The following is a 25,044-nucleotide window of genomic DNA, read 5'->3' as shown; positions in this document are numbered from 1 at the left end:
AAAATGGATCATCAACAAACTCAAAGTGCGGTTGAAATTTCAGATGAATTTTCAACCGCACTTCCCTCGTTTAAAGCCTGCAAAAACATAAATTCTTCACGCGATACCGCTATCGTCGTACAGGTTTTCTTTTCACAAAATAAAAATTTGGACGATCTGTCGGAATTTCTTTTACTTGCAGATTCTGCCAATGTTGATGTATTAGAAATCGTTACCGCCAACCGTACTGCGCCACAAGCAAAATATTTTGTGGGAGAAGGTAAAGCTCAAGAAATCGCCGCTTCGGTGGAACAATACAATGCAGATGTAATTTTAGTAAATCATCAACTTACACCGGCACAAACACGAAACTTAGAAAGTTTATGCCATTGTCGGGTAGTGGATCGTACCGGCGTTATTTTGGATATTTTCGCACAACGCGCCCGTTCCCATGAAGGAAAATTGCAAGTGGAACTGGCACAATTAAAGCATTTATCTACCCGATTGGTACGCCGTAAAACAGGGCTTGATCAACAAAAAGGCGCGGTGGGTTTGCGAGGCCCGGGTGAAACCCAATTGGAAACGGATCGCCGTCTCATTAAAGTGCGTATCGGGCAGTTGCAAAATCGCTTGGCGAAAGTGGAAAAGCAACGAAATCAAAATCGCCAAACACGCCAAAAAGCGGATATTCCGACCATTTCATTGGTCGGCTACACCAATGCCGGCAAATCTACGCTGTTTAATTTCATTACCCAAGCAAACGTCTATGCGGCAGATCAACTTTTTGCCACACTTGATCCCACCTTGCGCCGATTACAAATTCAAGATGTCGGCACCACGATTCTGGCAGATACGGTAGGGTTTATAAGACAGCTCCCGCATGATCTTGTTTCAGCTTTTAAATCCACCTTGCAGGAAACCGTAGAAGCCGCCTTGTTACTCCACGTAATTGATATAGCAGATCCGAGAAAATCGGAGAATATAGAAGCTGTCAATTTGGTGTTGGAAGAAATCGGGGCAGACAAAATCCCTACTTTGCTGATTTATAATAAAATTGATCTGTTGGACGATGTGCCACCCCATATCGAATATGATGATGAAAATAAACCGGTAGCCGTTTATCTTTCCGCCCAAAAAGGAGAGGGACTGAACTTACTCATTGAAGCGATTAAAGTGCGGTTAAAAAATGAGATATTTTCTCTCAATCTCACACTTCAACCGCACGAGGGAAAACTTCGTCATAGGCTGTATCAACTGGATGTCGTGCGTGGCGAGCAAATTTCAGAGCAAGGGGAATTTTTATTAGCGATACAGATCGACAAAGTGGAATGGCTGAAGTTGTGCAAACAATTCTCGGGACTTCTTAATGTCTATTCGAACTTACAAGCCCAAGAAGATGAATAAAACCTTCTGAGGAAAAATTAAATATTATGGCTTTCCAATTCCATACTGCTTCAATTTATTCGCAATCGCCGTATGAGAAACGCCCAATCGTTGCGCCAGTTTTCTTGTACTTGGAAATTCGGCATAAAACATCCTAAGTACTTTGGATTCATATTGCCCGATAATTTCTTCTAAAGTTTGGTTTTCAAATTCACTGATAGAAATGACTGCACTTTCCGGCAATGTCAAACTTAAACTTTCAATACTCAAGCGATTATCTTTTGCCAAAGAACAAGCCCGATATAGCGTGTTATAAAGTTCGCGTACATTACCTTCCCAATCATATTGTTGCAAATAAGTGAGGAAATCCGAATCAAAGGTCGGCGTTTTTGTTTTCAAGGTTTCACTGATTTCTTGCAGAAAAATTTCGGTCAGAGGTTGAATATCCTCCACACGCTCACGTAATGGCGGCACATTAACCGTTAGCACATTCAAACGATGAAATAAATCCGCCCGTACCTTTCCCAACTCAACCAATTGATTTAGCGGCACCTGTGAAGTACAAATCACCCGCACATTAGCATAATGCTCTTTTTCTTCACCCACTCGGCGAAATGAACCGTCCGTTAAAAAACGGAGCAATTTTGCTTGCAGATTTAGCGACAATTCGGCAATACCATCCAGTAACACCGTACCTTCATTAGCATATTCAAAAAAGCCGATAGTTTCGCTCTCCCCCACTTTTCGCCCGAACATTTCACTTTCGGCATCTTCGTCCGGTAAACCGGCACAATTTACGGCGATAAATTTATTCTCTCTACGCAAACTTTGATGATGGCAGGCTTTTGCCAGCAAATCCTTACCCGTACCGGTTTCGCCTTGAATTAACAAAGGTACGTCAAACATCGCAAAACGTTGCGCATTTTCTACCGCACTTTTCATCGTCTCGCTATGAGTAACAAAGCAATCGAAAGGATATTTAGGATCAAATTTAGAGATCATAGTAAATCAGCCCGAAGAACAAAAATTACCCCTATCATAAGATGTTTACAATAAAGTGTAAATAATATTTTACAGAGAAATAAAAGCCCCTTTATAAAGGGGCACTACAAATAAAAAATTATTTACGAACGGCACTATCTAATTCTTTTGAAATGATTTCCATTGATTCTAATCCGCCAAAAGCAAGATACCAATTTGCCGCATCTAAATAAACGATATGTCCGTTTTTATAAGCTTTAGTTTGTTTAATGATGTCGTTATCCAGTACTTTTTGTGCATTATTGGCTTTTTCCGTAATTGCAGCGGTACGATCCACAACCAATAAGAAATCAGGATTTTTTTCTAAAATATATTCAAATCCGACACTTTGACCATGAGTAGAAGATTTAATCGTAGGATCAATTTGTTGGAAACCGTATTTTTGGTACACCATACCGTAGCGGGAACCGTCACCAAAGGCGCTTATTTTGCTTTCATTCACTAAAACAAGCAGTGCGGTCTTATCTTTCGCATCCTTAGCCACTTGGCTTACCACCATATCTAAGGCTTTTAATTTTTCTTTTGCGATGGATTCCTTATCAAAAATTTTTCCCAGTGCAAGCACATTTTGTTGAAAACTGTCGTAGTAGTTTTTGTAGTCATTATCAATGAAAAAAACCGGAGCGATTTCTTTAAATTTATCCACCATCTTTTCTTGGCGTTTTGATGCAATAATTAAATCCGGTGCGATATCGTTAATTTTTTCTAAGGATTGTTCCTTCAAATTGCCTACATTTTTGAATTTTTCATTAGCAAATTCCGCAAGATAACTCGGAATCTTGCCACTTTGCGGAAAACCGACAATTTTATCCGCAGCGCCTAATGCACGAATCGTATCTGCCGCACCAAAATCAAGTACCACGACTTTTTGCGGGCTTTGCGGAACAATTTGCTTACCGGCAAAATTTTCAACGGTGATATCTGCCGCATTGGCGGCATTCACCCCGATAAATGCCAAAACGGATAGAGCTAAAGTGGAAAATGTTTTTTTCATTGAAAACTCCTAGTTGTGTCTAAAATAAACGGCAATTTTATGATCATCGATTTCCTGAATAGGAATATCCATATCATAAATTTCTTTTAAAACAGAGGATTGCATAATGTGATTGACCTCCCCTTGCTGTACTAAACGTCCGTTTTTCATCGCGATGATGTAATCGGAATAACAGGAAGCAAAATTAATATCGTGAATGACAATCACCACAGTCTTATTCAATTCATTTACCAGCTTACGTAATACCTGCATAATTTGTACGGAATGTTTCATATCAAGGTTATTGAGAGGCTCATCCAGCAAAATATAGTCCGTATCTTGCGCCAGCGTCATAGCAATATAAGCTCGTTGGCGTTGTCCCCCGCTCAGGCTATCGATATACTGATGGCGAATATCGTCAAGATCCATATAACGAATTGAATTATCAATAAAAGTGCGGTCAATTTCCGTCAAGTTTCCTTTGGAATAGGGAAAACGCCCGAATGCCACCAGTTCCTCAATCGTCAATCGTAAATTAATATTGTTGGATTGTTTCAAAATAGCCAGTTGCTTAGCAATATCATTACTTTTTTTGCTATTCAGCAACTCATTGTTTAAATAAATCTCGCCACAGTCTGCCGAAAGTAAACGGCTGATGATAGACAACAGGGTACTTTTTCCTGCGCCGTTTGGTCCGATAAAAGACGTAATTTTGCCTTTAGGGATAGTGAGAGAAACATTATCTACCACCTTCTTTCCGCTATAACTTTTACTTATATTTCTAACTTCAATCGCCATCTTTACTTTATAAGCCCTATTTTTTGTTTGTTCTTAATAAAAGATAAATGAAATACACGCCGCCCACAAAATTAACGATTATGCTCAATGTCGTGCGGAAAGTGAAAATTTGCGTTACCAAAAATTGACCAAGCACCAAAGTGATGATGGAAATTAACATCGCCGCCGGAATCAACACTTTGTGGCGATAATCGCGAATAAATTCAAAGGTAAGATTCATCACCAACAAACCAAGAAAAGTCAGCGGCCCCACAAGGGCGGTTGAAACAGAGATTAAAACCGCCACCAAAATTAACAATGTTTTCGTGATCTGTTGGTAATCAATGCCAAGATTAATCGCATTTTCACGGCCTAATGCTAAAACATCAAAATAGCGCCAATAAGGTAGACTGAATAAAATCGCTCCAATCAAAATGGCTAATGCTATCCATAAAATATGCGTATTAATTCGGTTGAAACTCGCAAAGCCGATATCTTGTACAATCTGGAATTCATTCGGATCAATCAACACTTCCATAAACGTGGTTAAACTGCCAAAAAAAGTGCCGAATACAATCCCGACCAACAACAAAAAGAAAATATTTTGAGATTCTTTTTTTAACAAGAAATGATAAAGCAATAAAGAAAACAACATCATCGCACCGGTACAAATCACAAATAAAGCCATTGAATTTATGGACAAGAACGCACTTGAACCAAACAAAAAAATAATACCGGTCTGAATTAATAAATAGAGCGAATCCAACCCTAAAATACTCGGTGTAAGGATTCGGTTATTCACTACGGTTTGGAAAATCATTGTAGCAAGCGCAATGGCTGCGCCGGTAATAATAATCGCTAAAAGCGAAAGACTACGGTTTTCCAATGCGTATTGCCAACGGGTCGGCAAGGCATAACCTAAATAAAGTGCGGTCGAAATTAGGGCTAAAATCACAAGCGTGATTAATTGATAGGAAGATTTTTTATACATTTCGGTACCGCTTCAACAATAAGAATAAGAAAATCCCACTACCAAATACTCCCACGACCACATTAATGGATATTTCATAAGGGTAAATCACCGCCCTTCCTAAAATATCGCAAAACAAAACAAATATGGCACCGAGCAAAGCAGTATGAGAAAGCACCTTTTTTAGATTATCGCCTAGATAAAGCGTAACTATGTTGGGAATAATCAGCCCAAGAAACGGGATCACACCTACTGAAATAATAATGATAGATGAAACAACCGACACAATTAACAAGCCGACATACAATACCAAGTTATAATTTAAACCTAAATTTACGGCAAAATCCTTGCCCATTCCCACAATAGAAAAACGATTAGCAAATAAATAAGCAATCGCCAACATAGGAATACTGAAGTAAAGTAATTCATACCGCCCTGCCATCACTAATGAAAAATCCCCTTGTAACCAGCCGGAAAGATTTTGTAACACATCTTGCTGATAAGCGATAAAAGCTGTAATCGCACTAATAATATTGCCAAACATAATCCCCACAAGCGGCACAAAAATCGTATCTTTAAATTTCAAATGGGAAAGAATAAGCATAAACAACAATGTACCTAGAAAGGACACCGCAACGGCAATACCGGTTTTCAGCAGCATTGAAGCCGAAGGAAAAAATAGCATTACGATCAAAATACCGAGACGGGCACTGTCCATCGTACCTGCTGTTGTGGGAGAAACAAAACGGTTTCTGCTTAACTGCTGCATAACCAAGCCGCAGATACCCAAAGAGGCACCGGCAATCAAAATACTGATTAATCGAGGCACGCGGCTTATAGCAAAAATCTGCCATTGATTGCCTTCAAAATTGAGTAATCCCTGTAAATTAACAGAGCTTACACCGAGGAAAAGTGAAACAACCGAAAGTACAAAGAGAAGAAAAATCAGATAACGTCGCTTGATCATAACTAAAATGATAATAATTCTTAAAGAAAGAATAACACATTAAGCGAAAATCAGGAAGATAGATTTACCTTTTGCAGTGGAAATCAAGCAAAAAAATCAGTCCTCTAAGATTGCCTATATTGGCTTTTAGAGGACTGATAGGTTTTCATTAGCGATTAAAGCCTAAGCCTTTTTTCCGCATCTTTCGCCCTTATCAAGAATTGTTTACGTTCTGCCGTTGCCATACCACTACTTGAGCCGGGTAATTTCACCGTTAACGGATTTACAGCACGGCCATTAATATGAAACTCATAATGCAAGTGCGGGCCGGTAGAAATTCCCGTGTTTCCCGAAAGCGCAATACGCTCACCTTTTTTCACGGTTTGCCCCGCTCTAACCAACGGACGACTTAAATGCATATAAACCGTTTGATACTCCCGCCCATGACGAAGCACGACATAACGCCCTGCCCCTCCGGCTTGATATGCCACTTTTTCGACCAGTCCATCCGCCGGTGCAATAATCGGCGTGCCTTGCGGCACTGAGAAATCCACCCCTTTATGCGGACGAATCCGTCCGGTAACCGGGTGGCGACGATTCGGATTAAAAGGTGAAGAAATACGGGCTTGACGCTGCAATGGATAACGCGCAAAACCTTTACCCAATGTTTCGCCTTGTTGATTGTAATAGCGACCATTCGCGGCTTGAATCGCATAATAGCTTTTTCCTCCCGCAATAATATGAATTGCTTCCACATTACCTTGTCCGGTAAGTTTATCGCCTAAATATTCACGCGAAACCAAAACGGCAAACTTTGTACCTTTTTTCAGTTTTCGTAAACTCACTTGCCACTGTAATGCGGAACTTAACTGCGAAATCTGGCGACTATCTAAACCTAACGCACGCAAACTCGTAGCAAGAGAGCCTGAAACCTGTCCTTTCAGCACCTCTTTTTTCCAAACACTTTGTTTTTCTAAAATCTGACGCTTAAATTTCCCTTCTTCCACGCGTTCATAAATACGTTCTTCTTTTTCGGAAACGAGCCAGTTCAAATATTCCAACTGATCATTTTTGTCTAAAATCCAGTAGAACTGTTGTCCTGCACGTAAATTTTTTAATTCGGGATAAGAGGCGATGAGGCTTTTTGCCGTGTCATCTTCCAAGCCTGAAAGCTCTAGCACATCTTTTAACGTATCGCCGCGCACAACGGTATGACTAAATTGATCGGAAATACGCATAGCCTGATCCGCCGCATCAAGCAAATCACTCAATGCGTTTTGTGCGTCTTGCGGTAAATCATTAAGTTCATCAAATGATGGCTTTACTTCTTCCGCTTCATCATCGTGGGCTTGTAATTCATCATCATAAGAAGTCGCGCCTTCAGAATGCGCTTGAGCATCCGTTTGTGCAGAAGGGGACGGCGTGCTGCCCGCTTGTTCCGGAGTAAGGGATTGATACTGCACCCCACCTACCATTTCAGGTTCCAAATTGCTTTGAACGGTCGATTCGGACTCCGTACTGTTTTTCAAACTCAGCATCGTACCGGTAAAAATGAGCAATAACGCAACAAAAAAAATCGCCGCTTTAATGCGCGATTTTCTTTTACGTCTATCTCTGGCTAATTTAACGTGCTGCAAAATAGCTACCTAACATAAATAATATCGCTTTTCAGACTACAAATCGTAAAGGAGGTTCATTCTACCTTAAAACCCATAAAAAATACGGTTAAATATTCATCACAAAAGATTACACCTTGAGAAATTCCCTGAAATAAGCTAAGGTTAGCCGCTAATTTTCATATAGGCGGTATTATGCAAATTCATACTATTCAACGCGATCCGCTCTCTCCATTAATTGAACTTAAAAATATCAATGTGGTGTTTGAACAAAAAACCGCGTTACAGAATATCAATTTAAAAATTTACCCAAATTCCATTATTACCATTGTAGGACCGAATGGCGGTGGAAAATCAACATTACTCAAAACATTGTTGAAATTACAGCCCCCCACCAGCGGTGAAGTAATTTATAACCAAAACGTACGCATTGGTTATGTGCCGCAAAAAATTCATTTGGATCCGAGTTTACCGATTACGGTGAAACGCTTTCTCGCCCTAAAAAAGGGAGTCAAAACACAAGAAATTTTGACCGCACTTGAACAGCTTTCTATCACGCATTTACGTGAAAATAATATGCAAAAACTTTCCGGTGGTGAAATGCAACGGGTCTTACTTGCCCGCGCTATTTTAAATAAGCCGAATTTATTAGTGTTGGACGAACCGACGCAGGGGGTAGATATGACCGGACAAGCAGAACTTTATCACCTCATTCATCAGACTCAACAAAAGCTAAACTGTGCCGTATTAATGGTTTCACACGATTTACACATTGTAATGGCGGATAGTAAAGAAGTGCTTTGTATTAACCAACATATCTGCTGTGCAGGTACACCCGAAACCTTATCAAACGATCCCACATTTATGCGTTTATGGGGAAATCAGCTTGCACAAAATGTCGGCTTTTACACCCACCACCACAACCATCATCACAACTTACACGGCGATGTATGCGGTTGTGATACCTCCGCAAATTGTTGCCAAAACAAGGATGTCTAATGTTTGAAATTCTTCTTCCGGCATTGTTAACCGGTATTTTACTTTCGCTAATCACCGCCCCATTAGGTGTATTTGTCGTGTGGCGCAAAATGGCATATTTTGGCGATACGCTTTCTCACTCCGCACTCCTTGGCGTGGCACTGGGCATATTCTTGCAAGTCAATCCTTATGTAACGATCGTTATTCTTACCCTCATTCTCGCCTTAATTATGGTGTGGCTGGAAAGCAACACACAATTTTCCATTGATACTTTACTCGGCATTATCGCGCACAGTTGCTTATCTCTCGGCGTGGTAACCGTCGGTTTATTAAAGAATGTACGGGTAGATTTAATGAACTATTTATTCGGTGATCTACTAGCGATCAATTATACGGATCTCATTTACATCGGCATCAGCGTTATAGTGGTATTAAGTACCCTGACTTATTTTTGGCAATCCCTGCTTTCCACCACCGTTTCACCGGAACTTGCCCAAGTCGAAGGCATCGACATCAGAAAAATGCGTTTTATTCTGATGATTTTGACCGCACTTACTATCGCATTAAGTATGAAATTTGTGGGCGCATTAATTATCACATCATTGCTCATTATTCCTGCCGCTACAGCGCGTCGTTTTGCCAAAACGCCGGAATCTATGGTGGGATTCGCCATCGCAGTGAGTGTACTTTCCATCATTGGCGGATTATTATTATCTGCTTTTTATGACACCGCAGCCGGCCCTTCTGTGGTTATTTGTTCCACCTTTTTATTTACATTGTCATTATTAAAAAAAGCCGGCTTATAAGCTTGCCCAACCAGTGAAAACTATTTGCGCCCTAAAGTAATTCTTGATAAAGTGCGGTCAATTTTTGTGGTGTTTTTAGGATAAGAAAATGAGCCAAGAATATTTAGATTTTGAACTGCCTATTGCAGAATTAGAAGCTAAAATCGAAGCCTTACGCACGGCTTCCGATGATAAAGTCGATTTAACTGACGAAATCAAACGATTACAGAAAAAAAGCGATGAATTAACCAAAAAAACCTTTGCCAATCTTGATGCTTGGCAAGTTTCCCGTATGGCACGCCACCCGAATCGCCCCTATACATTAGATTATATTGAACATATTTTCACGGAATTTGAAGAACTGGCAGGCGATCGTGCTTTTGCTGATGACAAAGCAATCGTAGGTGGTCTAGCCCGTTTAGATGGTCGCCCGATTATGGTGATCGGCCATCAAAAAGGCAGAACGGTAAAAGACAAAGTAAAACGTAACTTCGGTATGCCTGCTCCTGAAGGTTATCGCAAAGCCTTGCGTTTAATGGAAATGGCGGAGCGTTTTAAACTCCCGATCATTACTTTTATTGATACACCGGGTGCTTACCCGGGAATTGGCGCGGAAGAACGCGGTCAAGCGGAAGCCATTGCACGCAATTTACGGGAAATGTCCCAATTAACCGTACCGGTGATTTGTACCGTCATTGGTGAAGGCGGTTCCGGTGGCGCACTGGCAATCGGTGTCGGTGATAAAGTTAATATGTTGCAATATTCCACCTATTCCGTTATCTCACCGGAAGGTTGTGCCTCTATTCTTTGGAAAAGTGCGGAAAAAGCCTCAACCGCCGCTGAAGTGATGGGTTTAACAGCAGAACGTTTAAAAGAACTCAACTTAATTGACAACATTGTACAAGAGCCAATCGGAGGCGCACATCGTGATTATGCGTTGATGGCAAAAAACTTAAAACAACAGTTAATTGAAGATTTAAGCGAACTTGACGGATTATCAAAAGAAGAATTGTTAGACAGACGTTACCAACGTTTAATGTCTTACGGCTATTGCTAACCGATTAAAAAAAGAGCGGTATTTTTGACCGCTCTTTTTTATCTTTTGCGTTATTATGTAGCAGTTGTACAAATCATTGTAGGGTGCGTTAGCCATAGGCGTAACGCACCGTAATAAAATTTATTAATGAATTGGCAAAAAGGTGCGTTACGCCTATGGTTAACGCACCCTACCCCCGATAAATATTAGAAAAGGATACAAACATGAAAAACGTACTTTCTATCCAATCTCACGTCGTATACGGCTTTGCCGGAAATAAATCCGCCACATTCCCAATGCAATTATTAGGCGTGGATGTTTGGGCGCTCAACACCGTGCAATTCTCTAACCACACACAATACGGCAAATGGACGGGAATGGTGATTCCACAAGAACAAATCCGTGAAATCGTCACCGGCTTAGACAATATCGAAAAATTACAAGAATGTGATGCGCTACTTTCCGGCTATCTCGGCTCAGCAGAACAAGTCGATCAAATCATCTATGCCTTAGAACAAATCAAAAAGCGCAATCCTAATGCGCTCTACTTATGTGATCCGGTTATGCCTAACCCGGAAAAAGTCTGCGTAGTCGCAAACGGCGTTCGCGAGGCCTTGATAGAAAAAGCAATTCCTGTGGCCGATATTATGACGCCAAACCTCCATGAACTACGCCAACTGAGCGATTTTCCGATTAACAACTTTGACGATGTACTTAAAGCCGTGCGTGCATTACTCGACAAAGGCGTGAAAAAAGTCTTAGTAAAACACTTAGGCAAAGTCGGCAAAATTAATGATCCGGATACCTTTGAAATCATTATGGGGACATCGGAAGGTATTTGGCATTTAAGCCGTCCGCTTTATCAATTCAACTTTGAACCCGTAGGCGTAGGCGATTTAATCGCCGGTACTTTCTTAGCGAATTTACTCAATGGTAAATCGGATGTAGAAGCATTTGAAGCAATGAATAACGAAGTCGCCGGTGTGATGAAAATGACCTTTGATCTCAACTCCTATGAGTTACAAACAATTGCCGCACGTTTTGAGATCTTAAATCCAACGGCACAGTATAAAGCTGAAAAAATTGCTTAATGGATCTTTTCTCAAGTTTTGAACAACAGCTAAAACAAATCACTGCGCAAGGTTGCCTTATCGCCTTGAGCGGTGGTTTGGATTCCACCGTACTTCTCTCACTATTTGCAAAATACCGTGAAAAACAACCGCACTTTCATCTGCGAGCAATTCATATTCATCACGGTTTAAGTCCAAATGCGGACAGCTGGGCAAAGCATTGCCAACGGTTATGTGATAAATTTGAGATTTCGCTCATTATCGAATATGTTCAAATCGATCGTTGCAACGGCATTGAAGCCGGCGCACGTGAAGCACGTTATAACGCCATTCGCCGACACCTTCAAGCTGATGAACTACTGGCAACCGCACATCACCTAAACGATCAAACGGAAACTTTTTTTCTTGCCCTTAAACGCGGTAGCGGTTTACAGGGCTTGGGAGCAATGCAAACGCACAGTGAAGTGTTCGGTATGAACATTTTCCGCCCCTTACTGAATTTTACCCGTGAACAATTAGAAAATTATGCTCAAATTGAAAATCTGGTTTGGGTTAATGACGAAAGCAATAATGACAACCGTTATGATCGCAATTTTTTACGCAACCTGATTTTGCCGACACTACGACAGCGTTGGGCTTATTTTGATCGGGTCGTCCAACGTTCTGCACAACATTGTTTTGAACAACAACAATTGATCGACGAATTGCTACGAGAAACCTTCAGTAAACACTGCCAAACGCAAACCGAATTTAACCTCCATCATTTTGTTCGATATTCCCGTGCAAAACAGACCGCACTTTTGCGTATGTGGTTGGCTGAAAATGATTGTGAAATGCCGACCAAACGTCAACTTGAACAACTTATTCAAGATGTTATCTTGTCGAAAGAAGGGGCTAATCCGCAATTTCATCTTGATGAAAACGTGGTTCGTCGTTATCAATCCCGCTTATACCTTACGGATAACTTTGCCGATTTAACGCAAATTCACCTTGAACTGAATGAGACTCATATTACACTGCCTGATAATTTGGGTACACTTCGTCTAGAACGTACCGAGAAAACATTTATTTTCCATTGGCAGCAATATTCCGTTGAATTACTCCCAACAACGCAACCTATTCAAATTCGTTTTTCTTATTCAGGTAAAATCAAATACCACCCCAAACGCCCAAGAGAAGAAATCAAAAAAGTATGGCAAGAATTAGGCGTTCCTCCTTGGCAGCGGCAGCGAATTCCGCTAATTTTTTATGGAGATACGCTGCAAAGTGCGGTCGGTTTTTTTCAAGTTTTTGAACACTAAAAAAATAGCGCAAAATATTCTGTTCCTCCCGCACTTTGCTCCATTTATTTGATAAAATGCCCCTCATTATTTTCATCATATAAAAAGGAAAGCGAATGTTTGATTCTTTTATTGTTCAGTTTGTCGTACTTTGGGCAGTCATTGATCCTATTGGCTCAATTCCCGTTTACCTTTCCAAAACAATTGGATTCTCCCTTGAAGAACGCCGTAAAATCGCACGCAATGCAGTGATTATTTCCGCCGGAATTTTACTTTTCTTTTTAATCGGTGGGCAAATTCTTTTTGAAGCAATGCAAGTGCCTTTACCAGCCTTCCAAATTGCAGGTGGGTTAGTGCTTTTCTTGTTTGCTTTAACAATGATTTTCGGTGAAAGCAAACCCGATCAAGAAATAAAAATGCGTGCTAATGTGACGGAAATTGCCGTTTACCCCCTTGCCGTTCCTTCTATTGCCTCACCGGGTGCGATGATGGCAATCGTGCTTTTAACGGATAATCACCGTTTTAATTTCAGCGAACAATTTATTACTGCCGGAATTATGTTGGCGGTGTTATTGATTACCTACATTCTGTTGCTTGCCGCAAATCGAATTCAACATTTCATTGGCAATTCCGGCGCGGCGATTATTAGTCGTGTGATGGGATTGATTTTGGCAACAGTTGCCGTAAATAATGTATTGGTGGGATTAAAAAATTTCTTTACGCAGGTTGTGTAAATTTTTAATAGGGCTTCTTTTCGGAAGCCTTTTTATTTTTCCTCCGAGCCTTTAATTCGGTATAGGCGGTATATAAGCTAAGCCCCTAAAAAATCCCTCAAAATACCTGCGGTAAACTCTTTCCTTAAATAAAAACCTAAGGGTAACGTTTCCACCGTTTCACCACGTTTTCCAATCCCTTTTGTGATTGCTTTAGCGTTTGCCCCTTTTGGTCTTAACTGCATCACTTCGCCGATTCTTGCGGTAATTTGATCAAGCCGCCCAAGCGTGATGTATTCCATCAACTCTTCCCAATCTTGTTTTAATTGATGTTCTTGCTGTGGAGTCGGTCGCCACAAAATCGGCGCACCGATATGGCGTTCACGCAACGCAATACTGCGACTGCCTTCAATAGGAATCCAAAGTACACAAGATAATTTATGGCGAACATGAGAAGTTTCCCATTGCACACCGGAATTCTGTACTAACGGAGCAAGACTAACAAAGGTCGTCTCTAGTGGAAAACCCTGTTCATTTACAGGCAAGGTTTTCAGCTCGACACCAAGGTGAACAAAATCTTGCTCGGCTTTACTGCCGGCGGTTGCCCCCAATGCGGTTTCTAATAACATTCCAACCCAACCTTTATTCCGTTTTAAATTTGGCGGAACAGAGATATTCAGTTCGTCTGCAAGCTCACCAAAAGTTAAACCGGCTATCCGTTGCGCCCGTTGAAGGAGTTGTGATAATGTGCTTGGCGGTGTTTGAGTTTGAGAAATCATTCGTTATATTTTTTGAAAAAGCGGGGTCTGGTGTATTCACTTCCCTTATCAATATAAGGAATATTTTCTAATTGCAGTAAAAAACGTTTGGCGGCTAATCCGCCACCAAATCCGGTCAAGGTTTTATCTTTACCGAGAATACGATGGCAAGGAATGATAATGCTAATCGGATTACTGCCCACTGCACCCCCTACGGCACGCACGGCTTTAGGATTATTGATTATTTTTGCCAACTCACCATAACTCGACATCTCTCCATAAGGAACTTGGCACAATGCTTGCCAAATCGCTTTCTGAAAAGGCGTTCCCTCCGCTTTTAAAGGAATATCCGAGAAAGTCTCGGGTTCACCGTTAAAATAGCGATCAAAAGCTAACCGCACTTTTTGAAACAAAGGCAGATCGTTTTTTTCTTGCCAAGCCGGATTCGGTGCGTATTGCTCTTTTTCAAAATCAATATGTGTGATGTATTCACCATCGGACAAAATTAAAAGTTGTCCGACCGGTGAAGGATAATAAGTGTAATAAAGTGCGGTCATTTTTTTCTACGTTTTTCAGTGTTATGTATCAGTAGCACAAAGAGAAGTTTATATCCAATATTTATCGGGGGTAGGGGCGTATTGCATACGCCCAATTTCGTAAGAGGGCTTATCAGGGCGTATGCAATACGCCCCAACAATCCATTTCATCATAAAACCCCATTAATTGGTGCGTTACGGCTTCGCCTAACGAACCCTACGATGATTTGTGCGAGTATTAATACCGAAGTTTTTGCGTTTGTGAAATGATGAGATGGATCTCATTCTACAAAAAAGCACAAACTTTATGCAAGTCTGTGCTTTTATTATGCTAAATTTTTTTTACAAATTAGAAACTATAATTTAGGTTTAAACCGTAAAGACTAGCACTTGCTTTAGAGGTGTAATCCGCTTCAATTTTCGCAATACCACGAACATCTTGTGATTCTTTAAATTGGATTTTTTTGCCTTTTAAGTAAGCATAGCCTAAATCAACAGAAAGATTCGGAGTAACTTTATAGGTTGCACCAAAACTATACCAAGTACGATCAGTATCAGGGATTGAGGCACTTGCGTGATTTAATGTCGCGGCAGCCTCGTCATAAGCAATACCTGCACGTAAGGTGAGTTGATCGTTTACATCATAAGTCGCACCAAGTGCGATACGGGAATTACTACGGTAATTTTCATCTTTATGGAAAGCTAATTCACCGGTGTTATAAGTCGCATGTAACGATTTTAGGCGGCTCCAGTGCGTATATTTATAGCTATAGTGCATTGCAAAGCGATCCGTTAACCGGTGAAAACCGGAGACTTCCAAATAATCCGGTAAATGCAACGTTAAGTTACCTTCCCCTGCCGGCGCTCCCGCAATTGCACGTGGTGCGCTCACGGCATAGCGATCGTTAAAATCGATATCGATTTTTGAATGATATGCTACACCGATACGATTACGTTCATTAAACTCATATAACAAACCTGCATTCCAACCGAACCCCCATGCGTTTCGATCACGTAAATGCGTTAAAACGGTATCTTTCCCCATACCTTGAAGTCTTGATAAAGACTGCGCTGCATTTGGAGAAATCCGTCCGGCAGCAACTAAAGACGGAACTAAAGGCGCAGCATTTTTAACCGCGGTACTTAAAATACCCGCACGGCGTTCGATTTCTGCTTTCGCATAAACGGCATTCAAACCAACACCTGCACTTAAACCTTGAGTAACACGATATGAACCGCTTAAGTTAAGATTAATTGCGGTTAAATCGGTTTTACCGCCAAAAACACCCGCATCATAGTTGTTGTCATATTCGCTTTTTAAGCCGAAGTTTACGTTCATTCCCGCACCCACCGCAAATTTATCGTTAATCGGTGCAACAAAATACATATTCGGAATAAATGATCCCGGCACAACGCTCTTTTGGGAAGCAGAACCCTGAGCAAGAGTACGACCAAATGCACTAACCGTAACAGGACCGCTCATATTAATCTTAGAATCCACATAAACACCGCCGACAGAGAATTGATTGGTTTTAAACATACTCATCAATGCAGGGTTCGTCGCCACGACTGACGCATTATCCGCCATTGCCGCCTCACCGGCATAAGCCCGACCTAAGCCGGATGTAGAAACTTCCGATAATTGGAATGCTGCGGCATTTGCCCCACCGGCTGTAAGTAACATTGCAACCGCTAATAAAGATTGGTTAAATTTTTTCATTGGGAAACCCTTGTTATTTATATGGAAATAATAAAAAGACACAAGATTCTAAAACTCCATGTGCTAGAGTGCAAATTTATTTTGTTTATTTTTAATGAGTTCCGACCAGTGGGAAGAATTTAAAGTGCGGTTAATTTTCAATGCGTTTTTAAAAGTGGTAAAATGCCACCGGATTAATTTCAAAATAAGGATAAAATATGACGGTAAAATGCAAAGCGGAAGAATCCCTTACCTGTAGTTGTGTAGATGTAGGCACAATTATTGACGGTTCGGATTGTACCGTAAACGTAGATCAAATTTATCACAACCGAACAGAGGCGGAACAGGCTCTCGCCCGTTTAACCGAAAAAGCCCGCAAAACAGAAAGTGAACCTTGCGAAATCGTTAGTGAAATTATATCCATGGAAGACGGGGTGCAACTAAAAGCAAGCTTCACCTTCAGCTGTCAAGCGGAAGCAATGATTTTTGAATTAGCAAATCGTTAAAAACAAATATGGAAATGACCGCACTTCAACGAAAGTGCGGTCATTTTTGTGCCTATTTTCTAATCATCATGCTGGCTTAGGAAACCACCGCTTTGGTGTTTCCAAAGTTTGGCATAAAGTCCGTTTTGTTCAAGTAACTCGGCGTGCGAGCCTTGTTCAACAATTTGACCTTTATCCAATACAATTAAGCGATCCATTGCGGCAATGGTTGATAAACGGTGTGCAATCGCAATAACCGTTTTGTTCTCCATCATTTTGTCCAAACTTTCTTGAATCGCAACTTCCACTTCCGAATCCAATGCACTTGTGGCTTCATCAAGTAATAGGATCGGCGCATCTTTCAACATTACACGGGCAATAGCGATACGTTGACGTTGACCGCCGGAAAGTTTCACACCGCGTTCACCGACATGCGCCTCATAACCTTGTCGGCCTTGCTCATCACGCAAGAACGGAATGAAATCCGCCGCTTCAGCCCGCTCTGCCGCCTGTTTCATTTCTTCTTCAGTCGCATTCGGGCGACCATAAATAATATTTTCACGTACGGAACGGTGTAGTAACGAGGTATCTTGTGTCACCAAACCGATTTGACGGCGTAAACTTTCTTGTTGCACATCCAATACATTTTGCCCGTCAATAGTAATAGCTCCCTGCTGGGCTTCGTAAAAACGGAGCAATAAATTTACAATCGTGGATTTTCCCGCACCGGAACGCCCGATTAATCCGACTTTTTCCCCCGGTTTAATGGTGAGGTTAAAATGACTCAATAAAGGCTTTGTCGGATCATAGGCAAAAGTAATATCATTAAATTTAATTTCACCTTGCTTCACCTGTAGCGGTGTACTATTCGGTTTATCCACAATGGTGTGCGGTTTCGTGAGCGTATTCATACCGTCATTTACCGTACCAATATTTTCAAATAAACGGGCGGATTCCCACATAATCCAGCGAGAAAGCCCGTTCACCCGTAATGCCATTGCCGTAGCCGTGGCAATCGCCCCCACACTGGTTTGCCCTTGTTGCCATAAAATCACGCCTAATATTGCCGTGCTTAACGTCAGAAAAATATTAGAGGCATAAGTTAACGTATCAAGCGAACTTGCCAAACGCATCTGTGCATGCACGGTAACCATAAATTCTTCCATAGAACGTTTTGCGTAGGAGGCTTCACGTGCACCATGGGAGAATAATTTTACGGTTGCAATGTTTGAATAGGCATCTGTAATACGCCCTGTCATCAATGAACGGGCATCCGCTTGGCGTTCCGCCGTTTTGGCTAAACGTGGAATTAATAATTTTAAAATGATGACGAACAATACAATCCAAACACCAAATGGTAATAAGAACCACGCATCCAATGCCGCCAACACAAGACCTGAAGTAATAAAATATACCGCTACGTAAACCAACATATCCGCAATCGTCATTACGGTATCACGCACGGCAAGTGCCGTTTGCATTACTTTAGCGGAAACCCGACCGGCAAATTCATCTTGATAAAAGCTTAAACTTTGGCCCAGCATTAAACGGTGAAAATTCCAGCGTAAACGCATAGGGAATACACCTTGCAAAGTTTGTAAACGAACATTTACCCCAATAAAAGACCATACAATACTTAACACAAGCAATGCTGCCATTCCCAGCAATAAATGCCCTTTCTCCTGCCATAAGGTTGCGGGCGTGTAAGTGCCTAGCCAATCAACGAGTAACCCCATAAATTGGAACAACAACGCTTCCATTACTCCCGTACCGACAGTTAAGATCGCCAGCAAGAAAATCCAGCCTTTCATACCGTCGATACTAGACCAAATAAAACGAAACAAACCTTTTTCCGGCGTGATCGGATTGCTTTCCGGATACGGATTTAAACGGTTTTCAAACCACGAAAAAATTTTGTTAAACATAGTATTTCCTTAAAAACAAAAGGCAACGTAAAGTTGCCTTCTAAAACGCCTGTTATTATAACGCAAAAATTTTACAATTTATAGAGAAGACAATTTCCGATACTGACTTGGGGAGAGCTGATAAACATTCTTAAAGGCTTTACTAAAATGCGCTTCCGATTGATAGCCCACTTCCAACGCAATAGCCAGTATTGACTGTTGCGATTGCTTTAACAAAAACGCTGCTAAATCTAACCGCACTTTTGTAAGAAACTTACCGGGAGACATTCCTAATTGTTGCTGAAACACACGAATAAAATTTGCACGCGACATCGTCGCCAGCTTAGCAAGTTGTTCAATATGCCATTGCTTCGCCGGTGATTGTAATAACTGCACTACCACCGAGTTAAGACGTTTATCTTGTAATGCATACAATACGCCTTTATCAATCACACTGCGAGAAATCACATCACGTAAAATGTAAATAAATAATACATTTGCCAGCGCATCAATCACCGATTGCGTGCCGCTTTCTTGTTTCTGGGCTTCCTGTAAAAATAATTGAACCAAAGGATGGATCGGCGTATCGCATAAATTCAAATGTAAATAAGTCGGCAATGATTCTATCAATAGGGCATTTTTCTGATAATAAAATGCACCGCAAAACATTTTAAAGTTCGGTGTACCCCGCCCGATTTGATGAATTTGAAAAATTCCTTGTTGTTCCTTTTTTAAAGGAACGGAAGGCTGCCCTTCCTCCAAATTACTCATCAAGTGCGGTCGACTTTGCGGAAGAAAAAATATATCACCGGCCTTCAAATGAAAGGTCTTTTCACCGAATGTCAGCCAACACTCGCCTTCTTCAATTAAATGAAAAATGCCTTTGTCATTATGCTTTTCTTCATAGTTGATCTGCCATTCACCCTGAAAAAGACAGTGAATATTAATTTCACCGCGTACTTGTGCCAAATGAGTGAGTCTGTCTAAATAATCCATGATGAGATTTTAGCCATAAAAATTGAGATGAATTGACAAGTATAATACCGCAATCCAACTATAATAGCTCACAGAAGTTACCTATATGTTTAATTGATTTCTAGGAGAAAATACAATGTTTACAGATTGGAAAGAACATACATCACATGTTAAAAAATCATTTGCTGCACTTGGTAAACAACATCCGAAAATGTTGCAAGCCTATCAAGCACTCGGTGCGGCGGCTGCGGAAGGTGATGTGCTTGATGCGAAAACCCGTGAATTAATTGCCCTTGCAGTAGCAGTTACAACCCGTTGTGAAAGTTGCATTAGTGTTCACGCAGAAGAAGCAGTAAAAGCGGGCGCAACGGAAGCTGAGGTTGCAGCAGCACTTGCGATGTCCATCGCCTTAAATGCAGGCGCAGCATACACTTATTCGTTACGCGCGTTAGAAGCTTATCACACGCAAAAAGGTGAGTAATCAAACCACTTAAGTTTTTAATTATTTAGGAACCTACGAATATTGGCACTCTTTGAGTGCCTTTTTTATTGCCACAAATTTAACGCTTTCATTTGTGTTATCACCTCTTCCACCTGAATTTCCGCCATCAAATTTTTTCCTTTTAGTTTTGTCGCCCAAGGCAATTCGGAAGAAGGTTTACCAAACTCCCGCAACACATTTTGTTCATAAACGGAAACGACATTTGCTAAATTATGATAAGGTGCGGTGCGACGCGGATTATGATAAGCATACAATCCGACCACCGGCGTATTTTGCGTTGTTGCGATATGCGCCGGGCCGGAATCCGGCGAAAGTACAAGATCCACTTTTCCAATCAATGCGGCAAGTTGTTTTAGATTCGTTTTACCTGCCGCGTTAATCGGTGTGAAATCACAAAGTGCGGTAATTTTTTCAACCATTTCTAATTCACGTTTTGCCGCAGCACTGCAAAATATCACATTCACATTATGCTGATTGGCGATATTCGCCACCTCTGCATAACGTTCCACTAACCAATCTTTTTCTGCTTTGCTGGAACAGGGGGAAATCAACAAATTCTTACGTGAAGGATCTATAAATTGTTGCACAAATTGCCGATCATGTTCTGAAACGGCTAACTGCCAGGTAGGCGCATCTTTCGGCACACCAATATATTCCGCAAAGGCCATAAAACCATCTAATACGTGCTGTGAAACAGGATCATTCACGCGCCGATTAACAAATAACCACTGCCCTTCGCGCGAACGTTTTTTACCGAAACCGATTTTGTATTTTGCTTTAATACCTAAAGAAAGCACGGAAGCACGAAATGCCGTTTGCATATTTAACAATGCATCAAAACGTTCATTTTTCAGCTGTCGCCATAAATTAAAGACACCTTTCCAACCCGTTTTTTTATCGTAAATCACCAAATCAACATTTGGAATTCCCTCTAATAATGTCGCTTCAGTTTTACCGATGATCCAAGTAATCTTCGTTTCAGGATAATAGGCTTGAATACACTGCACCACGGCAAGGGCATGGCACACATCTCCCACCGCTGAAAGTCGAAGAATACAGAGGGACTTAGGGGCTTTGTTAAAAAGTGGCATTTGAGATCCTTTATCGTTTAATTTGCCGATATTTTAAAGTAGAATGAAGGCATTTTCTATCAAGAATCCAACCCAAATGTTTGAATATCAACATCACAATCAATTTTTCATCTTCAATTTTGACCGCACTTTCGATACCCAAACGGAATTTTTTAATCCTGAATTTTGGCAATCCCAACAGTGCATTTTGGGATCTGCAAAAGGGCGCGGTACGACATATTTTCTCCAAACGGAAGATTGGTTCGGCGTAAATTGCGCACTTCGCCATTATTATCGGGGTGGCTTATGGGGAAAATTAAATAAAGATCGCTATCGTTTTTCCTCCCTTGAAAATACCCGCAGTTTTACCGAATTTCGCTTATTACAGCGTTTACATAACGCCGATTTACCCGTGCCGAAACCCATTGGGGCGCGTGTCAAAAAAGGGCAACTCGGCATTTGTTATCAAGCGGATATTCTGACGGAAAAAATCGAAAACGCCCAAGATTTGACCGCACTTTTATCAAATGAAACATTACCGATAGAAATATGGCAACAAATGGGGAGATTAATTCGCCGATTGCACGATTTGCAAATTTGCCATTCGGATCTCAATGCTCATAATATTTTGGTACAGCAAACCGCCCAAGGGCAAAAATGTTGGTTATTAGATTTTGATAAGTGCGGTGAAAAATCAGGGGAGTTTTGGAAAACGGAAAACCTAAATCGTCTTTATCGCTCTTTTATAAAAGAGACGGGAAGGCTGAACATTCTATTTACCGAACAAAACTGGGCGGATTTAACGGACGCTTATCATCAAAATTAAATATGAACAGAGGATAAATTATGACAAGAAAAATCGTACTTGCTACAGGCAACAAAGGCAAAGTAAAAGAAATGGCGGATGTGTTGGCAAGTCTTGGCTTTGAGGTTATCGCACAAACGGATTTAGGTATTGAAAGCCCGGAAGAGACCGGCTTAACTTTCGTGGAAAATGCCTTATTGAAAGCCCGTTACGCCTCGGAAAAATCCGGTTTACCCGCCATTGCCGATGATTCGGGATTAGTCGTGAAAGCACTTAACGGCGCACCGGGGTTATATTCCGCCCGTTATGCAGGAGAAGAGGGCAATGATGCAAAAAACCGCCAAAAATTATTGGCAGAACTTGCAAATACAGCGGAAACGGAACGTCATGCAAAATTTGTCAGTTGCATCGTATTTTTACAACATCCGACTGATCCTTCGCCCATTATTGCAGAGGGCGAATGCCATGGTGTAATTGGTTTTGAAGAAAAAGGCGAAAATGGTTTCGGTTATGACAGCCTATTTTTCAGCCCTGAACAAGGTTGCACTTTTGCCGAACTAGAAACCGAAGAGAAGAAAAAAATCTCCCATCGTGCACATGCATTGAAAATATTGAAAGCCAAACTTAGCATATAAAACACAAAAAGAAATGACCGCACTTTATGCTCATAAGTGCGGTCACAAAATCTTTAGATTTTGAACGTTGACTTGCCAACGGTGCCGTGAGGCATAACAATCGCTCAAAGCGATTGTGTATAATTCTATTAGCGTTTTTTATAAGCTCTCTTCTTCTCTTTCTTTTGCTCTTAACAAGATTTCTTGAATATCTGCTGCCATTTTCTGATCGCATTCACGTGCAATATCACGCATTAACGGATTACGAAAAATCCCCATTTTCGGATCATAAACTTGAGACATTAACTCTACTTCGTGGCGATCTGCATGAAAATAATATTCCGCGACTTCTTTCGCAACCTCTTCTTCCATACCAAGATGAACCAATGTCCGCTTACCGGCTCTCACCGCCGAATCAAAAGTTTCGCGAATAATTTCATCGGCACCGACTTTGTATAAATCAAAAGTATGAAAACGATCGTAAGAACGGGCAATAATTTTTATATTAGGATTCACTTCCCGCGCAAAATGCACAATAGATAACGCCTGCTCTTTATTATCAATGGCGACCACAAGAAATTCCGCCTTTTCCAATCCGGCGGCGATTAAAAACTCACGGCGGGAAGCATCGCCAAAGTAGGATTTAATGCCATATTCATTAAAACCTTTAATCATTTTCGGATTAAGATCCACAATCGTGGTGGCATAACCACTTAAACGTAACAGGTCATTGACAATTTGTCCGAATCTTCCCATTCCAATAATTAAGATCGGGTGTTGTTCATCAATTTCATCCGGTTGAATTTCTTCAACACTTTCTTTCGAACCGAATTTTTCATAAATAATAAGGATAATCGGCGTAAGCACCATAGAAAGTACAACAATTGCCGTCATATTCGCATTAACTGTTTCATCAATTACGCCTTTAGAGAGACCGGCGGCGAACAACACAAAAGCAAATTCGCCACCTTGCGCCATGAGCAATGCGCGTTCTAACGCGGTTTTGTGCGTACTTTTTGCAAGACGGGCAATAAGATAAATACAGATACCTTTGGTTAGCATTAAGGCGATAACACCGAGTAAAATCAATTGCCAATTTTCAAACACGACTTTTAAGTCTAATGCCATTCCCACGCCGAGGAAGAAAAGACCAAGCAATAAACCACGGAAAGGTTCGATATCGGCTTCCAATTGATGACGAAACGCCGATTCAGAAAGCATTACCCCTGCCACAAATGCCCCCATCGCCATAGATAATCCGGCTTCCTCCATCAATAACGCTGCACCCAATACAACAAAAAGAGCTGCCGCCGTCATCACCTCACGCGCCTTTGCGTTCGCTAAAATACGGAATACCGGGTTTAAAATAAAACGACCGATACACACTAACACAGTCAATGCCAACATTGCGATACCGGCAGATTGCCACCAAGGCATTGAATCTTCCGTGCTTTCAAAAGGCGAAAGGAAAGTAACGATAGCAAGCAACGGAACAATAAGGAGATCTTCAAACAGTAAAATTGATACGATTTTTTGACCGCGCTTTGTAGATAATTCTTTACGCTCTCCCAGTACTTGCATCACGATTGCAGTAGAAGTCAACACAAACCCTGCCGAACTGACAAATGCGACTTCCCAAGATACGCCAAACTGCACGGAAACACAGGTTAATACAATAGCGGAAATAATCACCTGCATACTTCCCAAGCCAAAAATCTGACGGCGCAAACTCCACAAATGCGAAGGTTTCATCTCAAGTCCAATCACGAACAAGAACATCACTACGCCAAATTCGGCAAGATGAATAATGGCATGCGGATCATCAACGACATTTAAGCCATAAGGCCCAATAGCAAGCCCTGCGGCAAGATACCCTAAAACAGACCCTAAACCGATTCGTTTAAATAGGGGGACCGCCACCACTGCAGCCCCTAATAAAGCAACGACCCGAAACAAATCTCCCGCGCCTTCCGCAGCCATAGAAACTCCTAACTAAAATAGTAAAAAAGAAATATTAAATAGAAACCGCAGTATTTTACTTGGTTTTTATGACAATTTATAGGGGAAAAGATAGAGATAAGAAATTTAAGCTGATAATTTTTTCATTAGAAATGGGTATAATAAATATCCAAAATCAGCTATTTTTAAT

24 protein-coding genes are annotated in these 25,044 nt (G+C 41.1%); 11 read left to right on the top strand and 13 right to left on the bottom strand.

Annotation, left to right across the window (positions count from 1 at the left end; translation table 11 throughout):
- The first annotated feature begins 3 nt into the window (after window positions 1-3).
- The gene (gene hflX, locus HEMROJRC1_RS08150) at window positions 4-1,383 is read left to right on the top strand and encodes a ribosome rescue GTPase HflX (protein ID WP_226692447.1); all 1,380 of its coding nucleotides are present in this window, start codon (window positions 4-6) and stop codon (window positions 1,381-1,383) included.
- A gap of 24 nt (window positions 1,384-1,407) precedes the next feature.
- On the opposite strand, the gene HEMROJRC1_RS08145 is transcribed toward hflX, so the two are convergent.
- The 6 genes from HEMROJRC1_RS08145 to mepM form a co-directional block, all read right to left on the bottom strand.
- On the bottom strand, window positions 1,408-2,364 hold the full coding sequence (locus HEMROJRC1_RS08145) for a sigma 54-interacting transcriptional regulator (protein WP_226692446.1): 957 nt from the start codon (window positions 2,362-2,364) through the stop codon (window positions 1,408-1,410).
- A 118-nt stretch (window positions 2,365-2,482) separates the two neighbouring features.
- Complete coding sequence (locus HEMROJRC1_RS08140) at window positions 2,483-3,397, bottom strand: siderophore ABC transporter substrate-binding protein (RefSeq protein ID WP_226692445.1); 915 nt, start codon at window positions 3,395-3,397, stop codon at window positions 2,483-2,485.
- 9 nt (window positions 3,398-3,406) lie between these two features.
- On the bottom strand, window positions 3,407-4,174 hold the full coding sequence (locus HEMROJRC1_RS08135) for an ABC transporter ATP-binding protein (RefSeq protein WP_226692444.1): 768 nt from the start codon (window positions 4,172-4,174) through the stop codon (window positions 3,407-3,409).
- Between the two features lie 16 nt (window positions 4,175-4,190).
- Window positions 4,191-5,144, bottom strand: a complete 954-nt coding sequence (locus tag HEMROJRC1_RS08130; protein ID WP_226692443.1) for an iron chelate uptake ABC transporter family permease subunit — start codon at window positions 5,142-5,144, stop codon at window positions 4,191-4,193.
- The gene (locus HEMROJRC1_RS08125; RefSeq protein WP_304621902.1) at window positions 5,137-6,090 is read right to left on the bottom strand and encodes an ABC transporter permease; all 954 of its coding nucleotides are present in this window, start codon (window positions 6,088-6,090) and stop codon (window positions 5,137-5,139) included. The genes HEMROJRC1_RS08130 and HEMROJRC1_RS08125 overlap by 8 nt, the downstream gene beginning before the upstream one ends.
- A gap of 155 nt (window positions 6,091-6,245) precedes the next feature.
- Window positions 6,246-7,706 carry a murein DD-endopeptidase MepM gene (mepM, locus tag HEMROJRC1_RS08120; RefSeq protein WP_226692442.1) on the bottom strand — a complete coding sequence of 487 codons (1,461 nt, stop codon included), beginning with the start codon at window positions 7,704-7,706 and terminating at the stop codon, window positions 6,246-6,248.
- Between the two features lie 174 nt (window positions 7,707-7,880).
- Between mepM and znuC the strand changes: the two genes are divergently transcribed.
- The 6 genes from znuC (at window position 7,881) to HEMROJRC1_RS08090 (ending at window position 13,568) form a co-directional block, all read left to right on the top strand.
- Window positions 7,881-8,684: a zinc ABC transporter ATP-binding protein ZnuC gene (znuC, locus tag HEMROJRC1_RS08115; protein WP_226692441.1), complete on the top strand. Its 804-nt coding sequence runs from the start codon at window positions 7,881-7,883 to the stop codon at window positions 8,682-8,684.
- Window positions 8,684-9,469 carry a zinc ABC transporter permease subunit ZnuB gene (znuB, locus tag HEMROJRC1_RS08110; protein ID WP_226692440.1) on the top strand — a complete coding sequence of 262 codons (786 nt, stop codon included), beginning with the start codon at window positions 8,684-8,686 and terminating at the stop codon, window positions 9,467-9,469. Before znuC ends, znuB begins: the two co-directional genes overlap by 1 nt.
- A gap of 88 nt (window positions 9,470-9,557) precedes the next feature.
- Window positions 9,558-10,505: an acetyl-CoA carboxylase carboxyl transferase subunit alpha gene (gene accA, locus HEMROJRC1_RS08105; protein WP_226692439.1), complete on the top strand. Its 948-nt coding sequence runs from the start codon at window positions 9,558-9,560 to the stop codon at window positions 10,503-10,505.
- 203 nt (window positions 10,506-10,708) lie between these two features.
- On the top strand, window positions 10,709-11,575 hold the full coding sequence (gene pdxY / locus HEMROJRC1_RS08100) for a pyridoxal kinase (protein WP_226692438.1): 867 nt from the start codon (window positions 10,709-10,711) through the stop codon (window positions 11,573-11,575).
- Window positions 11,575-12,855, top strand: coding sequence for a tRNA lysidine(34) synthetase TilS (gene tilS / locus HEMROJRC1_RS08095; RefSeq protein ID WP_226692437.1), 1,281 nt, complete (start codon window positions 11,575-11,577; stop codon window positions 12,853-12,855). Before pdxY ends, tilS begins: the two co-directional genes overlap by 1 nt.
- A 95-nt stretch (window positions 12,856-12,950) precedes the next feature.
- Window positions 12,951-13,568 (top strand): MarC family protein, encoded by a 618-nt coding sequence (locus HEMROJRC1_RS08090; protein WP_226692436.1) that lies wholly within the window; start codon window positions 12,951-12,953, stop codon window positions 13,566-13,568.
- Window positions 13,569-13,645: 77 nt separating this feature from the next.
- Here HEMROJRC1_RS08090 and mutH read toward each other — a convergent pair whose 3' ends face one another.
- From mutH to HEMROJRC1_RS08075, 3 genes are all read right to left on the bottom strand, one after another.
- A complete protein-coding gene (gene mutH / locus HEMROJRC1_RS08085; protein ID WP_226692435.1) occupies window positions 13,646-14,326 on the bottom strand; it encodes a DNA mismatch repair endonuclease MutH in 681 nt (226 codons plus the stop codon).
- A complete protein-coding gene (locus HEMROJRC1_RS08080) occupies window positions 14,323-14,862 on the bottom strand; it encodes a methylated-DNA--[protein]-cysteine S-methyltransferase (RefSeq protein ID WP_226692434.1) in 540 nt (179 codons plus the stop codon). Before HEMROJRC1_RS08080 ends, mutH begins: the two co-directional genes overlap by 4 nt.
- Window positions 14,863-15,190: 328 nt before the next feature.
- Complete coding sequence (locus HEMROJRC1_RS08075; protein WP_226692433.1) at window positions 15,191-16,561, bottom strand: outer membrane protein transport protein; 1,371 nt, start codon at window positions 16,559-16,561, stop codon at window positions 15,191-15,193.
- A gap of 197 nt (window positions 16,562-16,758) precedes the next feature.
- Between HEMROJRC1_RS08075 and HEMROJRC1_RS08070 the strand changes: the two genes are divergently transcribed.
- Window positions 16,759-17,046: a YfcZ/YiiS family protein gene (locus tag HEMROJRC1_RS08070; RefSeq protein ID WP_226692432.1), complete on the top strand. Its 288-nt coding sequence runs from the start codon at window positions 16,759-16,761 to the stop codon at window positions 17,044-17,046.
- Between the two features lie 59 nt (window positions 17,047-17,105).
- Here HEMROJRC1_RS08070 and HEMROJRC1_RS08065 read toward each other — a convergent pair whose 3' ends face one another.
- Both HEMROJRC1_RS08065 and HEMROJRC1_RS08060 read right to left on the bottom strand, forming a co-directional pair.
- Window positions 17,106-18,950, bottom strand: coding sequence for an ABC transporter ATP-binding protein (locus tag HEMROJRC1_RS08065; protein WP_226692431.1), 1,845 nt, complete (start codon window positions 18,948-18,950; stop codon window positions 17,106-17,108).
- Between the two features lie 78 nt (window positions 18,951-19,028).
- Complete coding sequence (locus HEMROJRC1_RS08060) at window positions 19,029-19,925, bottom strand: cupin domain-containing protein (protein ID WP_226692430.1); 897 nt, start codon at window positions 19,923-19,925, stop codon at window positions 19,029-19,031.
- 115 nt (window positions 19,926-20,040) lie between these two features.
- On the opposite strand from HEMROJRC1_RS08060, the gene HEMROJRC1_RS08055 reads away from it, so the two are divergent.
- On the top strand, window positions 20,041-20,385 hold the full coding sequence (locus tag HEMROJRC1_RS08055; RefSeq protein ID WP_226692429.1) for a carboxymuconolactone decarboxylase family protein: 345 nt from the start codon (window positions 20,041-20,043) through the stop codon (window positions 20,383-20,385).
- Window positions 20,386-20,450: 65 nt separating this feature from the next.
- Here HEMROJRC1_RS08055 and HEMROJRC1_RS08050 read toward each other — a convergent pair whose 3' ends face one another.
- Window positions 20,451-21,497, bottom strand: a complete 1,047-nt coding sequence (locus HEMROJRC1_RS08050; RefSeq protein ID WP_226692428.1) for a glycosyltransferase family 9 protein — start codon at window positions 21,495-21,497, stop codon at window positions 20,451-20,453.
- Window positions 21,498-21,573: 76 nt separating this feature from the next.
- Between HEMROJRC1_RS08050 and HEMROJRC1_RS08045 the strand changes: the two genes are divergently transcribed.
- Entirely contained in the window at window positions 21,574-22,302 is a 729-nt protein-coding gene (locus HEMROJRC1_RS08045) for a 3-deoxy-D-manno-octulosonic acid kinase (RefSeq protein WP_226692427.1), read from the top strand.
- A gap of 20 nt (window positions 22,303-22,322) precedes the next feature.
- The gene (rdgB, locus tag HEMROJRC1_RS08040; RefSeq protein ID WP_226692426.1) at window positions 22,323-22,916 is read left to right on the top strand and encodes an RdgB/HAM1 family non-canonical purine NTP pyrophosphatase; all 594 of its coding nucleotides are present in this window, start codon (window positions 22,323-22,325) and stop codon (window positions 22,914-22,916) included.
- Between the two features lie 138 nt (window positions 22,917-23,054).
- Here the strand turns inward: rdgB and HEMROJRC1_RS08035 are convergent, their stop codons facing one another.
- Window positions 23,055-24,875, bottom strand: a complete 1,821-nt coding sequence (locus HEMROJRC1_RS08035; protein WP_226692425.1) for a monovalent cation:proton antiporter-2 (CPA2) family protein — start codon at window positions 24,873-24,875, stop codon at window positions 23,055-23,057.
- Window positions 24,876-25,044 lie beyond the last annotated feature (169 nt).

The organism is Rodentibacter sp. JRC1 (assembly GCF_020521555.1).
Lineage (GTDB): Bacteria > Pseudomonadota > Gammaproteobacteria > Enterobacterales > Pasteurellaceae > Rodentibacter > Rodentibacter abscessus.
Note: the sequence above shows the minus strand (reverse complement) of the source record. Positions and strands in the feature narration are given on the sequence as shown.

Excerpts from the sequence above, each read along its gene's own strand:
- HEMROJRC1_RS08125 (WP_304621902.1), bottom strand. The coding sequence starts at position 6,090 with ATGATCAAGCGACGTTATCTGATTTTTCTTCTCTTTGTACTTTCGGTT.
- HEMROJRC1_RS08065 (WP_226692431.1), bottom strand. The coding sequence starts at position 18,950 with ATGTTTAACAAAATTTTTTCGTGGTTTGAAAACCGTTTAAATCCGTAT.
- HEMROJRC1_RS08070 (WP_226692432.1), top strand. The coding sequence starts at position 16,759 with ATGACGGTAAAATGCAAAGCGGAAGAATCCCTTACCTGTAGTTGTGTA.
- HEMROJRC1_RS08075 (WP_226692433.1), bottom strand. The coding sequence starts at position 16,561 with ATGAAAAAATTTAACCAATCTTTATTAGCGGTTGCAATGTTACTTACA.
- HEMROJRC1_RS08035 (WP_226692425.1), bottom strand. The coding sequence starts at position 24,875 with ATGGCTGCGGAAGGCGCGGGAGATTTGTTTCGGGTCGTTGCTTTATTA.
- HEMROJRC1_RS08080 (WP_226692434.1), bottom strand. The coding sequence starts at position 14,862 with ATGACCGCACTTTATTACACTTATTATCCTTCACCGGTCGGACAACTT.
- HEMROJRC1_RS08130 (WP_226692443.1), bottom strand. The coding sequence starts at position 5,144 with ATGTATAAAAAATCTTCCTATCAATTAATCACGCTTGTGATTTTAGCC.
- pdxY (WP_226692438.1), top strand. The coding sequence starts at position 10,709 with ATGAAAAACGTACTTTCTATCCAATCTCACGTCGTATACGGCTTTGCC.
- rdgB (WP_226692426.1), top strand. The coding sequence starts at position 22,323 with ATGACAAGAAAAATCGTACTTGCTACAGGCAACAAAGGCAAAGTAAAA.
- tilS (WP_226692437.1), top strand. The coding sequence starts at position 11,575 with ATGGATCTTTTCTCAAGTTTTGAACAACAGCTAAAACAAATCACTGCG.
- HEMROJRC1_RS08050 (WP_226692428.1), bottom strand. The coding sequence starts at position 21,497 with ATGCCACTTTTTAACAAAGCCCCTAAGTCCCTCTGTATTCTTCGACTT.
- HEMROJRC1_RS08045 (WP_226692427.1), top strand. The coding sequence starts at position 21,574 with ATGTTTGAATATCAACATCACAATCAATTTTTCATCTTCAATTTTGAC.
- accA (WP_226692439.1), top strand. The coding sequence starts at position 9,558 with ATGAGCCAAGAATATTTAGATTTTGAACTGCCTATTGCAGAATTAGAA.
- HEMROJRC1_RS08140 (WP_226692445.1), bottom strand. The coding sequence starts at position 3,397 with ATGAAAAAAACATTTTCCACTTTAGCTCTATCCGTTTTGGCATTTATC.
- znuC (WP_226692441.1), top strand. The coding sequence starts at position 7,881 with ATGCAAATTCATACTATTCAACGCGATCCGCTCTCTCCATTAATTGAA.
- mutH (WP_226692435.1), bottom strand. The coding sequence starts at position 14,326 with ATGATTTCTCAAACTCAAACACCGCCAAGCACATTATCACAACTCCTT.
- HEMROJRC1_RS08135 (WP_226692444.1), bottom strand. The coding sequence starts at position 4,174 with ATGGCGATTGAAGTTAGAAATATAAGTAAAAGTTATAGCGGAAAGAAG.
- hflX (WP_226692447.1), top strand. The coding sequence starts at position 4 with ATGGATCATCAACAAACTCAAAGTGCGGTTGAAATTTCAGATGAATTT.
- HEMROJRC1_RS08060 (WP_226692430.1), bottom strand. The coding sequence starts at position 19,925 with ATGGATTATTTAGACAGACTCACTCATTTGGCACAAGTACGCGGTGAA.
- HEMROJRC1_RS08090 (WP_226692436.1), top strand. The coding sequence starts at position 12,951 with ATGTTTGATTCTTTTATTGTTCAGTTTGTCGTACTTTGGGCAGTCATT.
- znuB (WP_226692440.1), top strand. The coding sequence starts at position 8,684 with ATGTTTGAAATTCTTCTTCCGGCATTGTTAACCGGTATTTTACTTTCG.
- HEMROJRC1_RS08055 (WP_226692429.1), top strand. The coding sequence starts at position 20,041 with ATGTTTACAGATTGGAAAGAACATACATCACATGTTAAAAAATCATTT.
- HEMROJRC1_RS08145 (WP_226692446.1), bottom strand. The coding sequence starts at position 2,364 with ATGATCTCTAAATTTGATCCTAAATATCCTTTCGATTGCTTTGTTACT.